At 36.6% G+C, this 18,854-nt stretch carries 19 protein-coding genes and 1 pseudogene; 3 read left to right on the top strand and 17 right to left on the bottom strand.

Going from position 1 to position 18,854, the window contains the following annotated elements; translation table 11 throughout:
* Nucleotides 1-63: 63 nt before the first annotated feature.
* A complete protein-coding gene (locus tag DWA31_RS06290) occupies nucleotides 64-672 on the bottom strand; it encodes a TetR/AcrR family transcriptional regulator (RefSeq protein WP_168427296.1) in 609 nt (202 codons plus the stop codon).
* Between the two features lie 180 nt (nucleotides 673-852).
* Between DWA31_RS06290 and DWA31_RS06285 the strand changes: the two genes are divergently transcribed.
* Entirely contained in the window at nucleotides 853-2,064 is a 1,212-nt protein-coding gene (locus tag DWA31_RS06285; RefSeq protein WP_245942511.1) for an efflux RND transporter periplasmic adaptor subunit, read from the top strand.
* Nucleotides 2,065-2,075: 11 nt separating this feature from the next.
* Nucleotides 2,076-5,234, top strand: a complete 3,159-nt coding sequence (locus tag DWA31_RS06280) for an efflux RND transporter permease subunit (RefSeq protein WP_114325770.1) — start codon at nucleotides 2,076-2,078, stop codon at nucleotides 5,232-5,234.
* 1,041 nt (nucleotides 5,235-6,275) lie between these two features.
* Here the strand turns inward: DWA31_RS06280 and DWA31_RS06265 are convergent.
* From DWA31_RS06265 to DWA31_RS06200, 14 genes and pseudogenes are all read right to left on the bottom strand, one after another.
* Nucleotides 6,276-6,512 (bottom strand): DUF2798 domain-containing protein, encoded by a 237-nt coding sequence (locus DWA31_RS06265; protein ID WP_114325768.1) that lies wholly within the window; start codon nucleotides 6,510-6,512, stop codon nucleotides 6,276-6,278.
* 239 nt (nucleotides 6,513-6,751) lie between these two features.
* Nucleotides 6,752-7,282 (bottom strand): annotated as a pseudogene (locus DWA31_RS06260) (uracil-DNA glycosylase family protein).
* Between the two features lie 193 nt (nucleotides 7,283-7,475).
* A complete protein-coding gene (locus DWA31_RS06255) occupies nucleotides 7,476-8,312 on the bottom strand; it encodes a mechanosensitive ion channel family protein (RefSeq protein ID WP_114325767.1) in 837 nt (278 codons plus the stop codon).
* Between the two features lie 163 nt (nucleotides 8,313-8,475).
* A complete protein-coding gene (locus tag DWA31_RS06250; RefSeq protein ID WP_114325766.1) occupies nucleotides 8,476-9,342 on the bottom strand; it encodes an MYG1 family protein in 867 nt (288 codons plus the stop codon).
* 436 nt (nucleotides 9,343-9,778) lie between these two features.
* Complete coding sequence (locus tag DWA31_RS06245; protein WP_114325765.1) at nucleotides 9,779-9,976, bottom strand: CPXCG motif-containing cysteine-rich protein; 198 nt, start codon at nucleotides 9,974-9,976, stop codon at nucleotides 9,779-9,781.
* Between the two features lie 97 nt (nucleotides 9,977-10,073).
* Entirely contained in the window at nucleotides 10,074-10,907 is an 834-nt protein-coding gene (locus tag DWA31_RS06240; RefSeq protein WP_114325764.1) for a tetratricopeptide repeat protein, read from the bottom strand.
* Nucleotides 10,908-11,368: 461 nt separating this feature from the next.
* On the bottom strand, nucleotides 11,369-11,734 hold the full coding sequence (locus tag DWA31_RS06230) for a 7TM diverse intracellular signaling domain-containing protein (protein WP_168427295.1): 366 nt from the start codon (nucleotides 11,732-11,734) through the stop codon (nucleotides 11,369-11,371).
* 15 nt (nucleotides 11,735-11,749) lie between these two features.
* Nucleotides 11,750-11,977, bottom strand: a complete 228-nt coding sequence (locus tag DWA31_RS06225) for a hypothetical protein (protein WP_114325761.1) — start codon at nucleotides 11,975-11,977, stop codon at nucleotides 11,750-11,752.
* Nucleotides 11,978-12,734: 757 nt separating this feature from the next.
* On the bottom strand, nucleotides 12,735-13,136 hold the full coding sequence (locus tag DWA31_RS06220; protein WP_114325760.1) for a PaaI family thioesterase: 402 nt from the start codon (nucleotides 13,134-13,136) through the stop codon (nucleotides 12,735-12,737).
* A gap of 99 nt (nucleotides 13,137-13,235) precedes the next feature.
* Complete coding sequence (locus DWA31_RS17680; protein WP_281268620.1) at nucleotides 13,236-13,358, bottom strand: hypothetical protein; 123 nt, start codon at nucleotides 13,356-13,358, stop codon at nucleotides 13,236-13,238.
* A gap of 157 nt (nucleotides 13,359-13,515) precedes the next feature.
* Nucleotides 13,516-13,782, bottom strand: a complete 267-nt coding sequence (locus tag DWA31_RS06215) for a hypothetical protein (protein WP_114325759.1) — start codon at nucleotides 13,780-13,782, stop codon at nucleotides 13,516-13,518.
* A 114-nt stretch (nucleotides 13,783-13,896) separates the two neighbouring features.
* The gene (locus DWA31_RS06210; protein ID WP_114325758.1) at nucleotides 13,897-14,340 is read right to left on the bottom strand and encodes a YtoQ family protein; all 444 of its coding nucleotides are present in this window, start codon (nucleotides 14,338-14,340) and stop codon (nucleotides 13,897-13,899) included.
* Between the two features lie 328 nt (nucleotides 14,341-14,668).
* Nucleotides 14,669-15,187: a hypothetical protein gene (locus tag DWA31_RS06205; protein ID WP_114325757.1), complete on the bottom strand. Its 519-nt coding sequence runs from the start codon at nucleotides 15,185-15,187 to the stop codon at nucleotides 14,669-14,671.
* 9 nt (nucleotides 15,188-15,196) lie between these two features.
* Nucleotides 15,197-15,997 (bottom strand): hypothetical protein, encoded by an 801-nt coding sequence (locus DWA31_RS06200; protein WP_114325756.1) that lies wholly within the window; start codon nucleotides 15,995-15,997, stop codon nucleotides 15,197-15,199.
* 376 nt (nucleotides 15,998-16,373) lie between these two features.
* On the opposite strand from DWA31_RS06200, the gene DWA31_RS06195 reads away from it, so the two are divergent.
* Nucleotides 16,374-17,159, top strand: a complete 786-nt coding sequence (locus DWA31_RS06195) for a patatin-like phospholipase family protein (RefSeq protein WP_114325755.1) — start codon at nucleotides 16,374-16,376, stop codon at nucleotides 17,157-17,159.
* A gap of 3 nt (nucleotides 17,160-17,162) precedes the next feature.
* On the opposite strand, the gene DWA31_RS06190 is transcribed toward DWA31_RS06195, so the two are convergent.
* Both DWA31_RS06190 and ylqF read right to left on the bottom strand, forming a co-directional pair.
* Nucleotides 17,163-17,609: an HIT domain-containing protein gene (locus DWA31_RS06190; RefSeq protein WP_114325754.1), complete on the bottom strand. Its 447-nt coding sequence runs from the start codon at nucleotides 17,607-17,609 to the stop codon at nucleotides 17,163-17,165.
* Nucleotides 17,610-17,614: 5 nt separating this feature from the next.
* Nucleotides 17,615-18,547, bottom strand: a complete 933-nt coding sequence (ylqF, locus tag DWA31_RS06185; RefSeq protein WP_114325753.1) for a ribosome biogenesis GTPase YlqF — start codon at nucleotides 18,545-18,547, stop codon at nucleotides 17,615-17,617.
* Nucleotides 18,548-18,854: the final 307 nt, after the last annotated feature.

Here is an 18,854-nt window from a genome sequence, read left to right as displayed (position 1 = left end):
GTCGCCTGCATTGTAAATGCTATTTAGAGCTCTTATAAAAATCAAGGTTTTTTCGTTTAAATGCTATCTTTCATAACGAGCTAAAAACATTAACACTGCGTCATCAGCAATTGTTTGTTGTTGCTCTGATGATGGAAAGTCTTGCTTCCTTAATAATTGTGGCCAAAAAGCATTGGCCTTAATCAATCCTAAGAATTGTTGAGTAGCATAATTAGCATCCACCGCTTTTAATCTGCCATCTTTTATCGCATCGTTTATCCAATTATGTAAGCCATTTTTTTGTTGACCTAAATGCTCTAAGGTACTCGAGGATAATTCTGGAGAACGAATGAATTCAGCAAGAGTAATACGGTTTAAATCGAGAAAGCATTCAGATCCTAATAGCTTAAGTTCATTCATCGCAGCAATATGTAATTGCTCATCAAGGGGAATACTGCTTTGGTATTCAATATTAACGGCTTGACTAAATGAGTCACAAAGCTGTTTTACAATATTATGAAACAAATCCTCTTTACTAGGAAAGTGGTTGTAGACAGTACGTTTTGATACTTCAGCTCTTTTTGCCAATGAGTCCATGCTAGCACCTAAAAATCCTTTTTCTTTAAACTCTTCTTGTGCTGCAACTAAAATGTCTAAACGTTTTTGTTCCGTTAAAGTTAATGCTTTTTCCATGCGACTAATCATATGACTAATTTTAAAGTTTTAAATTATGTGTAAATACTACACTGTCTAGTTTACTTATCAATAAAAATATGTAAACTACACCGACTAGTTTACATATTGTTTCAATTTGTGCTAAATCTGTAATCCTTGTTGTTATTATGTATTTGGTCATTTACTTATAGGTTTTTTATGTCAACATTTCGTTTTATGTTAAGTGGCCAGCTAAAACCATTTTTTAGTGCTCTTTTATTGTTATCATCCAGCGTATCACTAACAGGCTGTGAACAAGCACAACAGTCTGCACCTGCAGGGATGCAACCTGCAGCAGTGACTGTTATGAGTATGACAACCCAATCAGTCCCTTTTAGTATTGAATTGCCTGCCACTTTATCTGGTGCAAAAGAAGTAGAAATTCGTGCTCAAGTTTCGGGGATTTTACAAACTCGGAATTTTAGTGAAGGTGATAAAGTCACTGCTGGGCAGTCATTGTTTAGTTTAGATGCTAAAACTTATGCCGCTGAAATGGCAAAGAGTAAAGCCGACTTAAATGCTGCTAGGGTTCGTCTCAAACAAGCCCAACGTGAAGTTAACAGAATAAAACCATTACGTGAGAAAAACTCAATTTCACAACGTGAGTTAGACAATGCAATTTCGAGTGTTGATATTAACTTAGCTGATGTTAAGTCGATGCAAGCTAACTTAGATCAAGCGCAATTACGTTTAGATTATACCAAGGTAACATCTCCTGTTACCGGTATTGTTGGCCGTGAATTAGTGTCTGAAGGCACTTATGTTTCAGGCCCAGAAGTACTGTTAACACAATTAACCCAAATTGATCCTATTCGCGTGCGTTTTGGTTTATCAGAACGTGAGCAATTACAAATGCGTAATGATGCCGCGGCAGGTTCACTTACCTTGCCAGAAGAAGGCCGTTGGAAAACCAAAATAAAATTGTTTGATGGTTCACTCCATCCTCAAATCGGGCAAGTGAACTTCAGCGATATACGTATAAATGGTAAAACAGGAACCAGTGAATTACAGGCGATTACGCCAAATCCCAACTTTTCATTAAGACCTGGGCAATTTGTTCGTATCGTATTAGAAGGCGCTGTACGTGAAAATGCATTTGTAGTCCCCCAAAGAGCGGTTTTAGATAATGGTCTTGGCAAGTTTGTCTATGTTATGGCCAAAAATGACAAAGGTATTACTGTTGCATTACCTGCACCTGTTGTTGTTGGTGAATGGGTAACAGAAGCAAAGAGTATAGAAAATGGTTGGATAATTCGTGAAGGCTTAAAAGCGGGCGACCAAGTCATTGTTGATGGCATGGCACGTATTTTCTTCCCGGGTATGCCGATACGTTTAGCTGATGATCAGTTAATGTCTACAACTAAGAAATAAGAGGTAGATTAATGTTTTCTCGTTATTTTATTGATCGACCTATCTTTGCTTTTGTCATTTCTATTTTTATTGTTTTGGCCGGATTGGCGGCTATGCGTAGTTTATCTATTGCGCAATATCCTGAAATGTCTCCCCCTGTTGTACAGGTTACAGCAGTGTATCCTGGTGCGTCCGCTGAAGTATTAGAACAAACAGTTGCTACCCCCTTAGAAAATGCCATTACCGGGGTTGAGGGCATGATGTATATGTCATCAACATCAACCAGTGCTGGTGCAACAACGATCACGGTTACGTTCGAAATAGGCACTGACCCAGATCAAGCATCAGTGAATGTTAACAACCGTGTTAAACAAGTAGAAGCGCGTTTACCTGAAGAAACACGCCGCCAAGGTGTTGTAGTTGCTAAAAGTTCATCAAGCTTTTTACATGTTCATGCCTTTTATTCACCTGATGATAGCCGTGAAGCATTATGGACTTCTAACTATGTTACCTTAAACATTATTGATAAAATCAAGCGAATTCCGGGCACTACCAGTGTACAAATTTTTGGCGCAAAAGATTATGCCATGCGTATTTGGTTACGCCCTGATGTAATGAGCCAATTAGGGGTTACTGTTGAAGAAATTAGCAATGCGGTACGTGAACAAAATTCACAATATGCTGCCGGTAGAATTGGCGCAACACCAACTTCAGTGAGTCCTCAGTCATTAGTTTACAGTGTAAAAGTACAAGGACGATTAACCACAGCAAAAGAATTTGAAGATATCATTATTCGCTCGAATACCGATGGTAGTTCATTACGGTTGAAAGATATTGCTCGAGTAGAATTAGGCTCAAAAGATTATGACTTTGATGGACGTATCAACGGTAAAAAAGCGGTATTATTAGGCATATTTTTACAGCCTGGCGCTAATGCGCTTGATGTTGCCGATGAAGTTAATGAAACCATTGCCGAATTAAAAACTCGATTCCCATCAGGGCTCAAACATTTACTCCCTTACGATACCACCCGTTTTGTAAAGGTATCCATTCGAGAAGTATTAAAAACACTTGGCGAAGCCATGATACTAGTATTTTTAGTGGTGTTTCTCTTCTTGCAAAATTGGCGTGCTACGTTAATTCCTCTGATGGCTGTACCCGTATCATTATTAGGCACTTTTGCTGGCCTTTATATGCTGGGCTATTCCATTAACACTTTAACCTTATTCGGTATGGTTTTGTCTATTGGTATCGTGGTTGATGATGCGATTGTTGTACTTGAAAATGTAGAACGCATTATGCATGAAGAAGATATATCGGTTCGTGATGCGGCAATAAAAGCGATGAAAGAAGTAAGCGGCCCAGTTGTTGCCATTGTATTAGTACTATGTTCGGTATTTGTCCCTATTGCCTTTTTAGGTGGCTTAACTGGTGAGTTATTTCGCCAATTTGCGATCACCATTTCTATCTCAGTGAGCTTATCTGGTTTAGTTGCATTAACCATGACACCGGCTTTATGTGTATTGGTATTAAAGCATGAAGACAAAAAAACAAACTTTTTTTTTAACGGGTTCAATCGATTTTTTAATAAAGTAACGGGGCACTACGTTACTGGCGTAAGCTTCTTTCTTCGCCGTGGATTATTAGCACTGTTGCTTGTTATTGGTATGGTCGTAATCACAGCAAATATGTGGTTGAAAACGCCAAGTTCCTTAGTACCTGACGAAGACCAAGGCTATTACATTTCAGCCGTTTTTTTACCTGACGGTGCATCATTGCAACGAACCAAAAAAGTAGTAGAGGAAGTAATAGCAGCGATAAAATCAAATCCAGCGAATGAAAATGTTATTTCTTTTACTGGCTTCGACTTTCTTGGTGGTGGCTATAAAAACAACGCTGCCACGATTTTTGTTACTCAAAAGCATTGGGATGATAGAGAGGTAAGTACACAGCAATTGGTTGGTGAGTTATTCATGAAAACCGCTAATATTAATGAAGCGTTAGTATTAGCCTTTAATCCACCCGCAATACCGGGTCTAGGAAGTACTGGTGGCTTTGAGTTTTACCTACAAAACCGTGGAGACGGTGGTGTAGAGAAATTAAAACAAAGTATGCAGGCAATGATGGGAGCAGCTCAGCAAAGCCCTATACTTGCCGGAGTGCAAACGTTATGGCGTTCAGATTCACCACAATTGACCGTAAAAATTGATCGTGAACAAGCACGCGCTATGAATATTCCTATCAACAATGCCTTTAACGCATTGGCAGGAACTATGGGAACCTATTATCTCAATGACTTCAATAAGTTTGGCCGAACATGGCAGGTATTAATGTCGGCAGAGCCTGAATTTAGAATGAGTCCTAAAGACATCGGTCGTATCTATGTGAAAAGTAATAGTGGCGAGATGATACCTATCTCTGCCTTTGCAGAAATTAACTACAGTAGTGGCCCAGACAGTCTAGACAGATATAATAACTTATCTGCAGTGAAACTATTAGGTAGCGCAGCCCCAGGGTATAGCTCAGGCCAAGCGATCGCCGAGATCGAACGTATTGCCAAAGAAATATTACCATCAGACATGAGTTATGAATGGACGGGAACAGCTTATCAAGAAAAAAGAAGCTCTGGATCTACCGCGCTTGCATTAGGTATGGCAGTTATCATGGTATTTTTGATTCTAGCTGCCTTATATGAACGTTGGTCTCTGCCGCTATCAGTACTGTTGGCTTTACCTTTTGGTATTTTTGGTGCCTTGGTTTCTGTTTGGATTACCGGCATGACGAGTGATGTTTATTTTCAAATTGGTTTAGTGACTTTACTTGGTTTAGCCAGTAAAAATGCCATTTTGATTGTTGAATATGCCCTAATGAAAAAACAAGAAGGTTGGACAACGGGCGCTGCTGCATTAGAAGCCGCTCGCTTGCGCTTCAGGCCAATTATTATGACATCGCTTGCCTTTATTTTAGGTGTTGTTCCCTTAGCATTAAGCTCAGGAGCAGGTGCAGGTGCTCGCCATAGTGTTGGAACGGGTGTTATGGGTGGAATGATAGCGGCAACATTTTTAGCGATATTCTTTGTACCATTATTCTTTTACTGGTTAACGGAACGTAAAATATCTGAAGAAAAAAAGCAGCAAGCGATTATCGATGAAATAGCGCAGCACCACGAGCAAGAGCTAATTTCTAAGTAATATTAGTTTGCTTCAACATTGGGTAAGAATATAAATACCCGCTAAATTTTATATAAATAACGCCAAATAATGGGCTAAATTGGTGTAGCAAAACGAAACCTAGCCAAGTGTAACGGGTATAGACATGAATATTGACAATGAAAACAATAAATTCAAAAGTAAAATGGCTACAGACCATAACCCTATTCCAAAAACACTAGAGCTATAGAAGCAAGCAGTCACAGTTACAACTATCAGTAATATTTTTAGAAGTGATTCCAATATTAGCCTCATCTAAGCAACTAACGCTTATTATCGAACATTTAATATAAACTTTTTTCTTTGATAATTAAAAGCTAAAGTAAATATTATGGCTTTTTGATTTTGTTTGGTAAATCTCAATTTTTTACAGTGAAAATACAGCTTGGTTCTAAAAATAAAAGGAGAACAATGTTAAACTAGAACTTTTATTGCCCTATTTAATTACAAATAATTATATTTTCACACCATATTTTAATTACTTAAAAACTATCTAAAACAAAGTGATAACTTTGTGAATTATATAGTAGGACAAAAAAAGTTGGCATTTTATAGAAAAACATTCATCGTATATATATCCATGATACTTCATTATGCGCGTTTCAGGACACCTGAACGATTCATGATCAAGGCGCATCTTTTTATTAATGGTTGTTCCCTTAAAAAGAGATGCAACGAAGAACATGATTTGATCAGGGGTCCCTGTAGGGCTGGTTTAGAAACGCTTTATGCTACGTTATTGATTTCGACAATGGAACAACCATTCTCTTCAATCAAAGCCTTGCCTAAAGGCGTTTCTAATTCCAGCTGAATCCGACATATTGTAGTAACATGGATATATACCGCTTTTTCATTTAGTATTGACTACCTCCAATTTACCTTCTTTAAATCTCGTCAGAAAATATTCCGTGTAAAACATTACAGCCTAAACACCGAAAAATCCTACTTAAATTGGATTAAACGGTGTGTTTTCTTTCAGATAAAACCGTCAATATATTCTAAGACGGGTCATTTGAGTGGATACTAAGTGCTGCTTTCTTCATGTAAGACAAGCGAAACAAGTTTATGAACAATGGGCGAAACAATAAATATCGTTGGAAAAGCAACCATAAAAGCAAAGCCCCACGCTTGTAACCAGAGCGTAATAATATTTGTCACCATGCCTACGTTAAAAACACTTATAGCAAAAGACATAATACCTGACATAAGCAATGCCATAAAAAATGAAAATACTATTTTGTGATGTTTACGTGAAATCATTATAAATACTCATAAGTTTGTCAAACACCTAGCACTTTGCTAAGCAACGTAAATAATACTGACCTTGATACTGATAGTTTTGTCATACTCCATACCTTCCCTTGATTTATAGTACCCGTTTTAGCGGGCAAAAATTGATGATTTAAATAACGTAACGAAGCAAAACCGAGAAAACTGTTACTGGACATACTTGGTAACTAAAATAATAATGGTTGAGAATAAAGAAGTTGTTATATTCTTCATAGTAATTCAATAATTAGTTTACGAAGGTTAGGTAAAACTTCATCTTCGAACCATGGATTCTTTTTTAACCAACCATTATTTCTTGGGCTTGGATGAGGTAATGGTACAACACTCGGCCAATATTTATGCCCTGCTTTAACGGTTTCAGTCAGTGACAATCTATTTTGAGCAATATGGTAAGACTGCGCATATAGCCCAATGACAAGCGTAAGTTGTAATTGCGGTAATTGTTTCAAGAGCTTAGATCGCCAAGCTACCGCTCAATCAGCACGGGAAGGTAAATCACCTGTTTTACCTTTACCAGGATAACAAAACCCCATCGGTAATATTGCAATTTTTTTTGCGTTATAAAATGTATCTTTTGAAACGCCCATCCATTGTCGAAGGCGATCGCCACTGGCATCATCGAATGGTATGCCTGACTCATGAACCTTTCTGCCGGGATCCTCACCTGCAATTAGAATTTTGGCCTTTGAGTCAATTTGAAGTACAGGTCGAACTCCGTGATCTAGGTGTGGAGCGCATATTGTACAAGCACGAACGTCTTAAAGTAATGTTATCAGTATTGTCATAATTATTTAAGCATGAAATTAATAAATCAGTATCCGAATGTTTAACATTTCTAAGCTTGACCACTACCGTTAAACCATTCAAAAAAGTATAAATAAAAAAGGCGCTAATACTTAAATATTAACGCCATTTAAATGATAACTTAAGCTATTATGATTGAATTAAATGTACATCGCGTTGTGGGAACGGAATAGCAATAGAATTTTTATCAAGTGCTTTTTTAACGGCTTCATTAACACTAAAGAAAACATCCCAATAATCTTTTGGCAAGCAATGGGGTCTAACAGCAAAATTAACCGAACTATCACCCATTTCTAAAACACCAACGAAAGGCGCAGGATCTTGCATAACTTTGTCGTTAGCAACCAGCACGTCCATCAATACGGCTTTTGTTTTATCAATATCGGCATCATATGAAACACCTACGGTAAGGTCGACCCGTATTTTTCCTTCGACTGTATAGTTAACAATTGAACCGTTAGAGGTGGCTCCATTAGGTATAATGACTTGTTTAGATTGTGGGGCAATTAAAATGGTATTAAAAATTTGTACTTCTTTAACTACGCCTAAATGCCCTTGAGATTCAATTAAATCACCTACTTTGTAAGGTTTAAAAACCATCACTAAAACACCGCCAGCAAAATTCGCTAAACTCCCCTGCAGTGCTAAACCAATAGCTAAGCCAGCAGCACCCAAAACCGCAATAAATGAAGTGGTTGCTATGCCTATCATTGAAGCAACAGAAATAAACAATAACACTTTAAGTACCCAAGAAACCAAGCTACTCATAAATGGAATTAACGTAGGATCAACTTTTGAGCGCTCCATAGATAACTTAATGAGTTTCGTAATCCCACTAATGATCCACAAACCTATGAGTAATGTGAGAATAGCTAACGCTAATCTGGGTGCATATTCTATTACTAGTTCATACGCTTTTAATGACAGATTTTCGAGTTGTTCGGTAGAAATGCCTAGTGTGCTCATTTAATTTCCTTTTTTAACAAAAAATATACTTTTATAAAGTTTATAGGGTTTATTTAATATTTCAATTTATACTGAGTGACACTGTCTTTAAAAAAGTTAAGCCTACAAAAAATTAGAGTTAATCTGAATTATTACGGGGTTAATTTCCATAGTTACTTTATTCTTATTGAAGTGCTATAGATGCCATTTTCATAGTACTTTCAAATGATTCTGCACCCGCAATAAATAATCCATTATGACAAAACATGGCATCATCAATCCCTGTCACTTCTTTAAGCGCTTTATCGGATAAACCAGCCCATGGTTTAGGTAGTGGTTTTCTGTCTTCAAATGAACCTGGTTCTACTGGTACTGTTTGAATTCGCCATTGCCCCGTCTGAGATGGATAAATCATATATAAAGCCTCTGCAGATAAAGCATGAACTGTTCTTTTCCACGGGGTATATTTTTCTAATACAATTATCCTTGGATCTTCTGCATTATCAATCGCTTTAGCTACAATTTCTTTCGCGCTAATACCACCGTCAGCAGAAGCGATAAATCGTGTTAAAACACGTAATGCGAAATCAACAGCTTCATCAAAACATCTATCAAAGTGACTCTCTTCTTGCCACGTTGGGTTAAACATTGAAATAGTTTGGCTCAAACTAATACCTGTAGAAACACCTTCAACATGACCACAATCGATGGCATCAATCGTTGAGACTAGACCTGCATCAACAGCATTTGCTACATCTTGGTTACCCTGGCATATTTGTAAACCATATTTCTGCCAAATTAAGCCAAAAGAGGAATAAGGAATACCATTTTCTCGCTCACCTGCACCACCACGTTGATGATGATCAAAACGGCCAGCTTCTGGATCATATTCACCTCCGACATCTATCACAATGTCTGCCTTGCCGATAACCTCTAAATTACGAGTGCGTATAAGTTTAAAAGAAGGGTAAATGCTCTTAAGTGCAGCGATACTGAAAACATCATCTGCATGAAAATTACCGTTGTGCGTTGCTATAGTTATATCATTCATTTATTTTTTGTCATTTTAGAAAAGGATAATAAGGTGTCGTTAGTTAAACTTTACTCTTTTGGAAATATTTAATAAGTAAAATTATATGGCGGATTCTATACGAAGACAGCTAACAAAAACAGTTGGTTATTAATAAGTGAAATATCAGATATACCCGTGACCATTCAAAATGCATGTTTCAGTGGGAGAAAAAAACGATTTAGACAAGGCATTGATTGCAGGGAATGGTTGTTCAGGAGAATATTCTCCTGAATAACCATAATTTAATTGACGCGCCTCAAACTGGCATTGCTCAAGTACTCTGAATCGAGTATTTTGAATGATTACGGGTATATAACAACCAAATAAAGGACTTATAATTATTGGCTAAAATCTGTTGTGAAACACAGCCTAGCTAAAAGTTAGAAGTCTATTTCATTTACTTTCTATCTATTTATTAAAACGTTTCATCTTCACTATAAACACTAACATTAAGCTCACCATTAACGCGCTCAGAAACCAAAAAAGTGATTGGTTTACAACAGACTTGGCAGTCTTCAATATACTGCTGATTCAAGTCGGATGGATCAATGAGAACTGCAATAGTATCACCACAGTATGGACATAATATAGATCTCTCATTTAACTGATTCAAATTTTTCCGACTCCTATTTAACTAAATACATAACGCCTTAATGATTTTTAACTAAAAATTAATGAGTTAGATAAATTAGCATGATAGACCAAGCTCGCTACTTCTCTTCTGTCTGAGCTAAGGCCAAGGCCGCAGCGCGATGTCCTAAATCAGCAGCTCTTTGTAACCATATATCTGATTCCTGAAGGTCTTTCGCCTGCCCTATACCCGTTTGCAACATTACCGCAAGCGCATATTGGGCGTCAGGATCACCATCCATTGCTGAGTGGCGAAATAGCTCTGCCGCGCGTTTGAGATCCCGTTTGACACCCTGACCTTTTTCATACAACCAAGCTAAACGGGTTCTAGAAATAATATCATTGTCATCGGCAAGGCGCTGCCATATGTTGGCAGCTTGAATATAATCCGCGGAGGCATGGGCAGTTTCGGCGCGTAAAAAGTCCCTATCTCGTTGACTGTTACTCGCACCATTCAACATTGCCAACATTTCTATCGAGTCCCTATCACCCCCTGCGGCGGCCTCTGTCAACCAACGTTTTGCTTTGACCTTATTTAAAGGCACCGTCTTCCCGACAAAATAAAGCAACCCTAGCCGGTATTGAGCCTTAAAACTTCCACCAATAGCCGCTGTCTCATAATAAAGTAACGCTTTAGTCAAATCTTGGGTGACCCCCAAGCCATCTTCATAAAGTATGCCTAAATTGAAACTGGCTTCAGCATTGCCGCGCTGAGCAAGAGCCTCCCAAATTTTACGGGCATTTCCATAATGGCCCATCTTAAACTCAGCGTAACCTTTGTAATTACCCATGGAGCTATTACGTAAAACTTCATTTAAATCAATCTCGTCAGCATACAGTTCCGTGACTGGCAGTACCACAAGCAATAGTATTATCGGAAGGTGATGACTATAAAATTTTATTCGTTTGGACATTGTAATCCCCTAAGAGCATGTTGCGTGAGTAATTATCTAGCAATTAAAGTTGGTTATTAGAACCAAAATTATCCAGCTAACGAACACTCAGCGACGAAAGCTGATCTTTTGTAATCCTATATTAGGTTATGACTGTTATTTTGATTAATAAGCAACACAGTTTTTTCCTAAATCATTTGTAGTATATAGCTGCTTATCCGCTAAATTAATTAACTCAAACAGTCAAACAGTCAAACAGTCAAACAGTCAAACAGGTAATTAACGCTCCACATACCCCATTAATGTAGCGAAGAAGAAATAATGGGCCGATTGAAGTTTCTTAATAATTGCGACCACCCCAAGGCTCATCACTAGCAGTGAGAATATAAACATATTAATAAATGCTAGCTTAATTGAAATAGCATGATTATCGAATAAAATACTTAAGCCAACTGTTGCAATTATCCACAAAACATAAAGCATCACAAAGTTGTACAGTTTCTTAAGTTGCTGTTTAAAAGTAAAAACATCAACAAAAACAATAACCCAGCAATGAGATGCCCTGTATATGATGAGATATTCATCAACATACATGCAAATATATAAAGTGAATATAATAAATTTTCACTACTCTTAAGACTGACAGCCAAGAACAAGTTATAGAGTATCAAAGCCATAATTGCACCATACACAATACCATAGCGAAAACTTTCAACCGTTAACACCTGATAACGTTCTTCTATATTTCGAATATAAAACGGTATAACCATTGGGTCAGGTGATTCAACTCTGATGAGTAAGACACTTGCTTCGACAGGAAAATTAACATCAAGCTCAAAATAACTCATCATTAATACCAAAGCTTAAATAACTGTTTTAGATTTATAACCTCCTCCTTGCTGGAATTTTATTAATATTTCATCCGCTGAATTCACTTTCTCTGACTCTGTAATGATGGTGGCAAAAGAGCCTAATGCTGAATTATTTTCTTGTGCTATGTCTAAAGCTTGGCAATAGCTTGGAAAACTAGATAATGCTGAGGTAATAACAAAAAGAAAGAATAATAATAGCTTTTCAAAAAAACATTTCATCAGAATATCAATAACTCAAAAATTAATAATTAATAATTAATAATTAGAATATAGCGAAGCGAAATTTTACGCTACAACCAAAAAATAAAAGATATTAAGGACTCTTTTGTGAGTATACAGATATAATGAATTGCATGTTTGTTCAAATTTATCTAATTACAAATAAATAGTAAACGGTAGTAACTCATTGTTATGCTTTGTTATCTACTTGAGAGAGAATAAACTGTGAAAATAATTTTTCAATAACCGTTATCGAAGAATTAAGCCGATGATCCCCAGAAATCAAATGCAATAAACAGTCACTATTTTTAGCAAATAAAATGGAGTTTTCTGGTGGAATAATGTCATCTGACCAACCGTGAACAATTTCTATATTAGCATTATGATTATAAGTTTGTTTTTATACCCTTGCATAAATAGAGCTGGCGCTAATAAAAAAACGCCTTTCACATTAACTTGTTCTGAAGCAACTAAAGAAACATCCCCCCCCATGCTTGATCCCACAAGCAAAAAATCTTCTTCTACATTTTCTAATACTTTTAGTAGTCGTTCGACTCTAAGATCTGGCTCAAAGATATCTGAATAATCAATATTATCAACGCTGTAGTTATGCTCTTTAGCAATATTTGCAAGCCTTTTTATTTTGCTGTCCCCAAGAGCCGCTTTCTTTTCCGTGCGAAAAATATACTTTCATATTGCACCGTCTTTTATCTGACTAGTTAATGGTAATGGCTCAAAAAGCACATTACCTTCACCTCTATTTAGGTATTGAATATGTTCCAACCACGTGGGCTACCGCGTTGGTATCATCTTCGGAATATAAAGAAACTTCACCAACCACGAGGGATTTTCCTATTTTTAGCAACGTACATTTACCAATAATATCTTTTGCTGGTGAGGGCTTTCTCATAAAATTAATCGTCAAACTGGTGGTTACTGCATGTGAAACCATTCCTAGCTCACCTAAAATAGCCACATATAAAGCATAATCAGCAACAGCCATTAAAACGGGTCCAGAGACTGTGCCACCGGGTCTTAATTCATCAAACCCTATTGCATGCCTCACCGTTGCTGATTGTTCTCCAACGGATTCGACAATGCACTTAGCTTGAGGAAAGTCAGTTATCATGAAATTTTCAATTTCTTCTTTAGTTGCCAAAATAGTTCTCCAAAAAATTAATGCCCCCTTATTAGTGGCTAAACAACTGTTGGCTGAAATTATTTAGCCACAGTTTCTCTTATACTTATGTTTAAGTCCTTATGATATGTCCCACACTTTAAGCGCTATAATATCAACAGGAGCAACAAGGTATTTTGTTATATTGTCGTCCATATTTCGTACTTTATTGGCGACATATTCCTGCATAGAATATGCACACATAGAAGTGGTGTGCTTCCTTTAGTCTCTGGTTTTGTAGATGACTTTATAAAAAAGTCTAGTGACAAATCACGACGATCATTTTCTTGTCAAATTTCAGTAAATAGCGAGAAACAAGCTGTAACAACTGTATTTTTATGGTTTAAGCGCTTTACAATTTTTACTGCTCAACATTGAAAATTTTTCGAATAGAAAATGAAAAAAATAACGAAATCAATACACCCATAAAAAAATATATTGCCATGAAATACGCGCCTAACTCTGATGATTTTACATCGCCATTCTCTAATAAACACTCGGCTTTACTGTAATCAAAGCTGCCACCATTATCTAGGCATTGATCTACCAACAAATAATCATTTACTAACCAAATTGCTACAAGGCTAAAAATTACGCCAATAAACAGTGGAATGGAATTTTTATTCATAATATCCTAAAAACAAAACGCCCGCTTAACCGCACAAAGTCGCTGGCTAAGAGGTGATACGAAAGTGGAACGCTATTAACGGTTAGAAGTTCTGCTTTAAATTATTGTTAAGTATTATGCTTTGGTGAGAACATATTTTAAAATCTCAATAACTTGCTCTGGTGTTGTAGCCCAAGCCATAGCTGACGAATCGACTTCCTTTAGGGGATGAACTATATCTTCATCATGAAGAGTGATATAAGGTGTTCCCATTGCAGCACAATATCCCGCATCAAAAGCCGCATTCCACTGTTTGTATTTATTTCCGAAGCGAACTACAGCTACGTCACAGTTTTCAATAAGTGTTTTGGTTCGTATTGCGTTCACTTTGGCCGACTTATGATCACGCCAAAAGTTATCATCCTCTTTTCCAAGGATATCGCCCGCGCTATCACTAGCCTCATGGTTTGTAACAGCCGAAGTGAAAACAATGGATAAATTGTGCGCATCGCAACCCTCTTTTAAGCGTTGTCTCCAGTCTGTGTGTATTTCGCCTGAGAGGTATACATTCAAGTCCATATTTGTTCCTATATAAATTGGTAAGTAAAATAATGTTTTCGGTTTTAGAAACCTACACCACATTATAACCAACTACTTTTTCCAATTGAAGCGCTTATCCTGTTTCCTTAGATGAGCAGTATCGCTTTATAGTTATTTTTTGGTGTTAAAGGATTCTAACCTATACCTTTTTAAAATAGCTTGAGGGATTCCTGATGATTTTTGAGCAAATAAATAAACAACCAAATAGTTTAAGTGATATTTGGTCTAATAGTAAGTTTGTTAGAAAGAGTCCATTGTACTAATTACAGACATAAGCTCATGAAAAGATTAAAGGCTCACTAACTAGTTATTTACAGCTAAGAGATATTTCAGCTTTAAGCTCTTCGCCTGCCCACGAAAACTCTGATTTTGGCGCTAACATCACAAAGATAAAAGGCTTATATTTAGCTTTTATTCCATTTGTATTCGGTTTTAGTGGGTTTGGTATTTTATTACAAAACAACTTAAATTCTGTACGAGAAACTTCTCCCTTTTGATGCGCCCCCTTCCCACTAAAAACACCACACACTAGCTCTGTATCATTATGGCTGTTATAGATAACATCTTCATATTCACCAGAAGGAAGCATTAAGATGAGGTTTTCTTCTCTTGTGTCGCTCAATGTAAAGCTACCGGGGTTGCTCGCATTTCTAATAACGACAGAGCTGGATTTTCCTTCGCTATTGAATATATGAGTAGTATTATTCCAATAGACAAGTGCTTCACAGGTTTTACCATTATCTTGATATGTTGTTTTACCTTGGTATAAATGATTAGTACATGCTGTTAGCGCTGTGATTGATATAGCTATGAATAAATATTTCATTTTTCTTCCTTAAACCATCATATTTACAAGTCCATCACCAACAACCGCACTATCCCAGTAAGCGGTATGAGCTAGCAACCAAGTCTTCCCTGTATCCACAGGAAAATCTCTGATAAACCATCCAAAATTGTTACCCTTTTTTTTGTATTTTTCAGCAATTTTTACATTGGATAATGTTTTACCAAAAATATTGCCTGAAACAACTGGGTCGTTGACATCGAAATAATTTAACCATTTAAAGTTATATCGTCCTGCCCCTAAATTTTTTGCTGTTTTTCGACCTGTATTTTTAAACATTGCAAGCCCTAAAGGACTCCCTATAGTTATCATCCCTTGAACTGGCCATTCTAATAAATCATCGCGATTAAAATAATCACTATCACTGATTAATTCATTTATTACATCAAATAGGTATACAGTTCCTAAACTATGGGCAACAATATATAAAGGCGTTCCAGCATTGTAATACTCAATAATTTTATCTTTTAGTCCTTCTCTAATTTTGTGGGCAGTCGAATTATTGGCTAACGAAATAACCACATCACCAACTATATCGATTACAGATGGCGCGATAGCTTTTCCTATAGGGGAGCTGATAAGAAGCTTAGAAAGGTTTTTGAATTTGTCTTGGCTATCATCGGAAATATTTTCGTATTTGTACAAATCTACATCGAAGTCAAAATGAGTCCCGTTAAGCCTTGATAACACTAATTCTCGAATAGATTCATCTTGGTGTAGTTCGCTGTCTTCGCCTAGTTGAACACCATGTACAACTAGAATAGCGGGTCTATTTCCTGGAGATATAGGCATTAAAATTCCTTTGAAATTGCAGCTATACCTAGTAATAGTTGCTTTTTATTCAAAAAGCAACCAAATACAATATTATGATATAAATATAAAAAATGACTTTAATCAAATGAAATAAAAAGACTTATTTAGCACTAAGCGGCCTTCTTTTTATTTTTCCTTCTCACGTGAGAAAAGTTTTCGACAATCCTTTAAACTCAATAAAATTTTAACTTTAGATTTTTTATCATCACCTGGGCTAAATTCCAAATCGCTAGATTACTGTTTTCACTGTCATATGTCATTTATTGATACAGACACTTATGATCGCTTGAGTTAATTCAATTCGCAATAGTAGTGTATTAATTAATATTTTCTGAGACTGACTAGGATTCAATGAATGGAATTAAAAGGAAAACGCGTTTCTCTGGTCCTAGGAAGTGGTGGGGCTAGAGGGTTAGCTCATATTGGAATAATTTATGAATTGGAAAAGAGTGGATGTAGTATTCAATCTATTTCAGGTTGCTCTGCTGGAGCGCTTATTGGAGCAGTTTATGCAGCAGGAAAGCTAGATGCTTTTGAAGAATGGGTTTGTGAACTAACTAAAGTTGATGTAATGAGTTTATTGGATATTTCTTGGAGTTCAGGTGGAATAGTAAAGGGTGATAGGATAATAAATAAACTAATTGATATTGTTGGTGATATTTTAATTGAAGATTTGCCTATATCTTTTACTGCTGTAGCGGCAGATGTTAACAATGAAAAAGAAGTTTGGCTAACTTCTGGACGATTATTTGATGCAGTAAGAGCATCAATATCTTTACCTTTATTTTTTACTCCGGTTAATTATAAAGGAAGTCATTTAATTGATGGTGGTGTATTAAATCCTGTTCCAATTGCTCCTTCTTTTAATGATGATACAGAGCTAACCATTGCTGTTAACTTAGCTGTCAGCATTGAACATGACAATCACTTTTCAAATTCATTTGATAATAAAGTTGAGTTAACAAGCCCAATAGGAAAAATTCAAAATAAAATCAAAAACTTCATTCGTGATTTATCAGAAAACCCCAAGGTTCTGAAAACGCGAGATTGGGGAGCTTATAATATTGCTAACCAAGCCTTTGACGCCATGCAATCAACAATCGCCAGGCAAAAATATGCCCTATACCACTCCTTAAAATAGTTTCTAGCTTGTAATAGATTCTAAAACAACAGCCAATTTCGGTAATACTTTATCTTTTATCGCGGCTAATTCCATTTTGGTATAGGGGGTTAACGGTTGTTGTCCCCAGATAGGTTTAGGCCAACTAACATCGTTTTTAAAACGCACCACATGATGTACATGTAATTGTTCAACTACATTGCCAAGCGCAGCTACATTCATTTTATCACCAACAAAAGCTTGCATAACTAACTCACTGAGTAAGCTTGATTCATTAAGTAATTGCTGTTGTTGTTGCCAGTCTAATTGATAGATATCTGTAATATCATTAACTTTGGGTACCAAAACAAACCAAGGGTAAGCGCTATCATTGCATAATAATAGCTTACACAAGGGAAACTCTGCTAATTCAAAACAGTCTTTAGCTAGTTGTGGATGTAAAGTAAATGTTGCTTCAGTTTGTTCAGTCATTATTATTACCTTTTATTTTTCCTACCACGTCCTCTCGCCAGCTTTTTAGCTTCACGAGTAGCAACTCTTTTGGCTTCTAATTCATTAAAATGGTGATTCTCTTTATCAATAATATCAGGTATTTCAAAGGTAATTGCACCTAGCGTTTTATCTCTTATTTCATTGATCAAAATCACTGCGGCTTTATGCATGTCAATATGACCACCACTGCGTACACAGCCACGCCTTCTGCCAATCGCTTCAATTAAATCTTCTTCATGTTGCGGCGTTTCATCAAGCTGATAACGTTCTACTAAACGTTCAGGGTAATTAGCTAACAAATATTCTGCAGCAAAATAAGCAATGTCATCATGATCAAAAGCGGTATCTTTAACCGCGCCTGACACGGCCAAACGATAGCCACTATTTTCATTCGCAATTTTTGGCCACAACATACCTGGCGTATCAAAAAGGTATAAGCCTTCTTCAAGGCGAATACGTTGTTGACCTTTAGTGACTGCAGGTTCATTACCTACTTTAGCTTTCGCTTTACCTACTAAGGTATTGATCAACGTTGATTTACCTACATTAGGAATTCCCATGATCATGGCATTTATTTGTTTACCTTCCTCATCCTTATTAGGGACAAGTTTGCGAATTAAATCAGGAATAGTTTTCGCGGTAGCGGTATTTTCTGTCGTTAAAGCAATCGCTTTAACGTTATGTTGCGATTCTAAATAGGCTAACCACAGCTTTGTTTTTTCCGCATCAGCTAAATCACTTTTATTGAGAATTTTAATAAGTGGCTTATCGCCTCTTATTTCAGTGATCATTGGATTTTCACTACTAAAGGGTAATCGCGCATCACACACTTCAATAACCACATCTATTTGTGGCAATATTTCTTTAATTTCTTTTTGTGCTTTGTGCATATGACCGGGAAACCAGTTAATTGCCATGAAAAGTCCTAGTGGTTATAAATTTTATGATGTGAATTTTAGCAAGGTTTACCTTGGGTAAAAAGGTTAATCCGAAACTAAAATAATAATCAGGTTCAAAAATTAAACTTTTCTATTTCTATGCCGATAAATTATACAAGAATTAAAAATGTAAGGGATATACTCAAGATTAATCAATTACGGCGTTTTTCAAGGCAGTTGTCGCCTAAATTGTTAAGCAGCTTCTTTGTGCTGCTCTGGATTTAACTCCACAGCGCCTATTGGCTGCCAGTTTCTCTCTTTTTTTGACCATCGCTCAGGATGTTCA

This window comes from Candidatus Colwellia aromaticivorans (assembly GCF_003333305.1).
Classification (GTDB): domain Bacteria; phylum Pseudomonadota; class Gammaproteobacteria; order Enterobacterales; family Alteromonadaceae; genus Colwellia; species Colwellia aromaticivorans.
The sequence above is the reverse complement of the archived record's forward strand: the minus strand, read 5'-3'. Positions and strand labels throughout refer to the sequence as shown.

Excerpts from the sequence above, each read along its gene's own strand:
- DWA31_RS06290 (WP_168427296.1), bottom strand. The coding sequence starts at position 672 with ATGGAAAAAGCATTAACTTTAACGGAACAAAAACGTTTAGACATTTTA.
- DWA31_RS06285 (WP_245942511.1), top strand. The coding sequence starts at position 853 with ATGTCAACATTTCGTTTTATGTTAAGTGGCCAGCTAAAACCATTTTTT.
- DWA31_RS06280 (WP_114325770.1), top strand. The coding sequence starts at position 2,076 with ATGTTTTCTCGTTATTTTATTGATCGACCTATCTTTGCTTTTGTCATT.
- DWA31_RS06265 (WP_114325768.1), bottom strand. The coding sequence starts at position 6,512 with ATGATTTCACGTAAACATCACAAAATAGTATTTTCATTTTTTATGGCA.
- DWA31_RS06255 (WP_114325767.1), bottom strand. The coding sequence starts at position 8,312 with ATGAGCACACTAGGCATTTCTACCGAACAACTCGAAAATCTGTCATTA.
- DWA31_RS06250 (WP_114325766.1), bottom strand. The coding sequence starts at position 9,342 with ATGAATGATATAACTATAGCAACGCACAACGGTAATTTTCATGCAGAT.
- DWA31_RS06240 (WP_114325764.1), bottom strand. The coding sequence starts at position 10,907 with ATGTCCAAACGAATAAAATTTTATAGTCATCACCTTCCGATAATACTA.
- DWA31_RS06230 (WP_168427295.1), bottom strand. The coding sequence starts at position 11,734 with ATGAGTTATTTTGAGCTTGATGTTAATTTTCCTGTCGAAGCAAGTGTC.
- DWA31_RS06225 (WP_114325761.1), bottom strand. The coding sequence starts at position 11,977 with ATGAAATGTTTTTTTGAAAAGCTATTATTATTCTTTCTTTTTGTTATT.
- DWA31_RS17680 (WP_281268620.1), bottom strand. The coding sequence starts at position 13,358 with ATGTGTGCATATTCTATGCAGGAATATGTCGCCAATAAAGTACGAAAT.
- DWA31_RS06215 (WP_114325759.1), bottom strand. The coding sequence starts at position 13,782 with ATGAATAAAAATTCCATTCCACTGTTTATTGGCGTAATTTTTAGCCTT.
- DWA31_RS06210 (WP_114325758.1), bottom strand. The coding sequence starts at position 14,340 with ATGGACTTGAATGTATACCTCTCAGGCGAAATACACACAGACTGGAGA.
- DWA31_RS06205 (WP_114325757.1), bottom strand. The coding sequence starts at position 15,187 with ATGAAATATTTATTCATAGCTATATCAATCACAGCGCTAACAGCATGT.
- DWA31_RS06200 (WP_114325756.1), bottom strand. The coding sequence starts at position 15,997 with ATGCCTATATCTCCAGGAAATAGACCCGCTATTCTAGTTGTACATGGT.
- DWA31_RS06195 (WP_114325755.1), top strand. The coding sequence starts at position 16,374 with ATGGAATTAAAAGGAAAACGCGTTTCTCTGGTCCTAGGAAGTGGTGGG.
- DWA31_RS06190 (WP_114325754.1), bottom strand. The coding sequence starts at position 17,609 with ATGACTGAACAAACTGAAGCAACATTTACTTTACATCCACAACTAGCT.
- ylqF (WP_114325753.1), bottom strand. The coding sequence starts at position 18,547 with ATGGCAATTAACTGGTTTCCCGGTCATATGCACAAAGCACAAAAAGAA.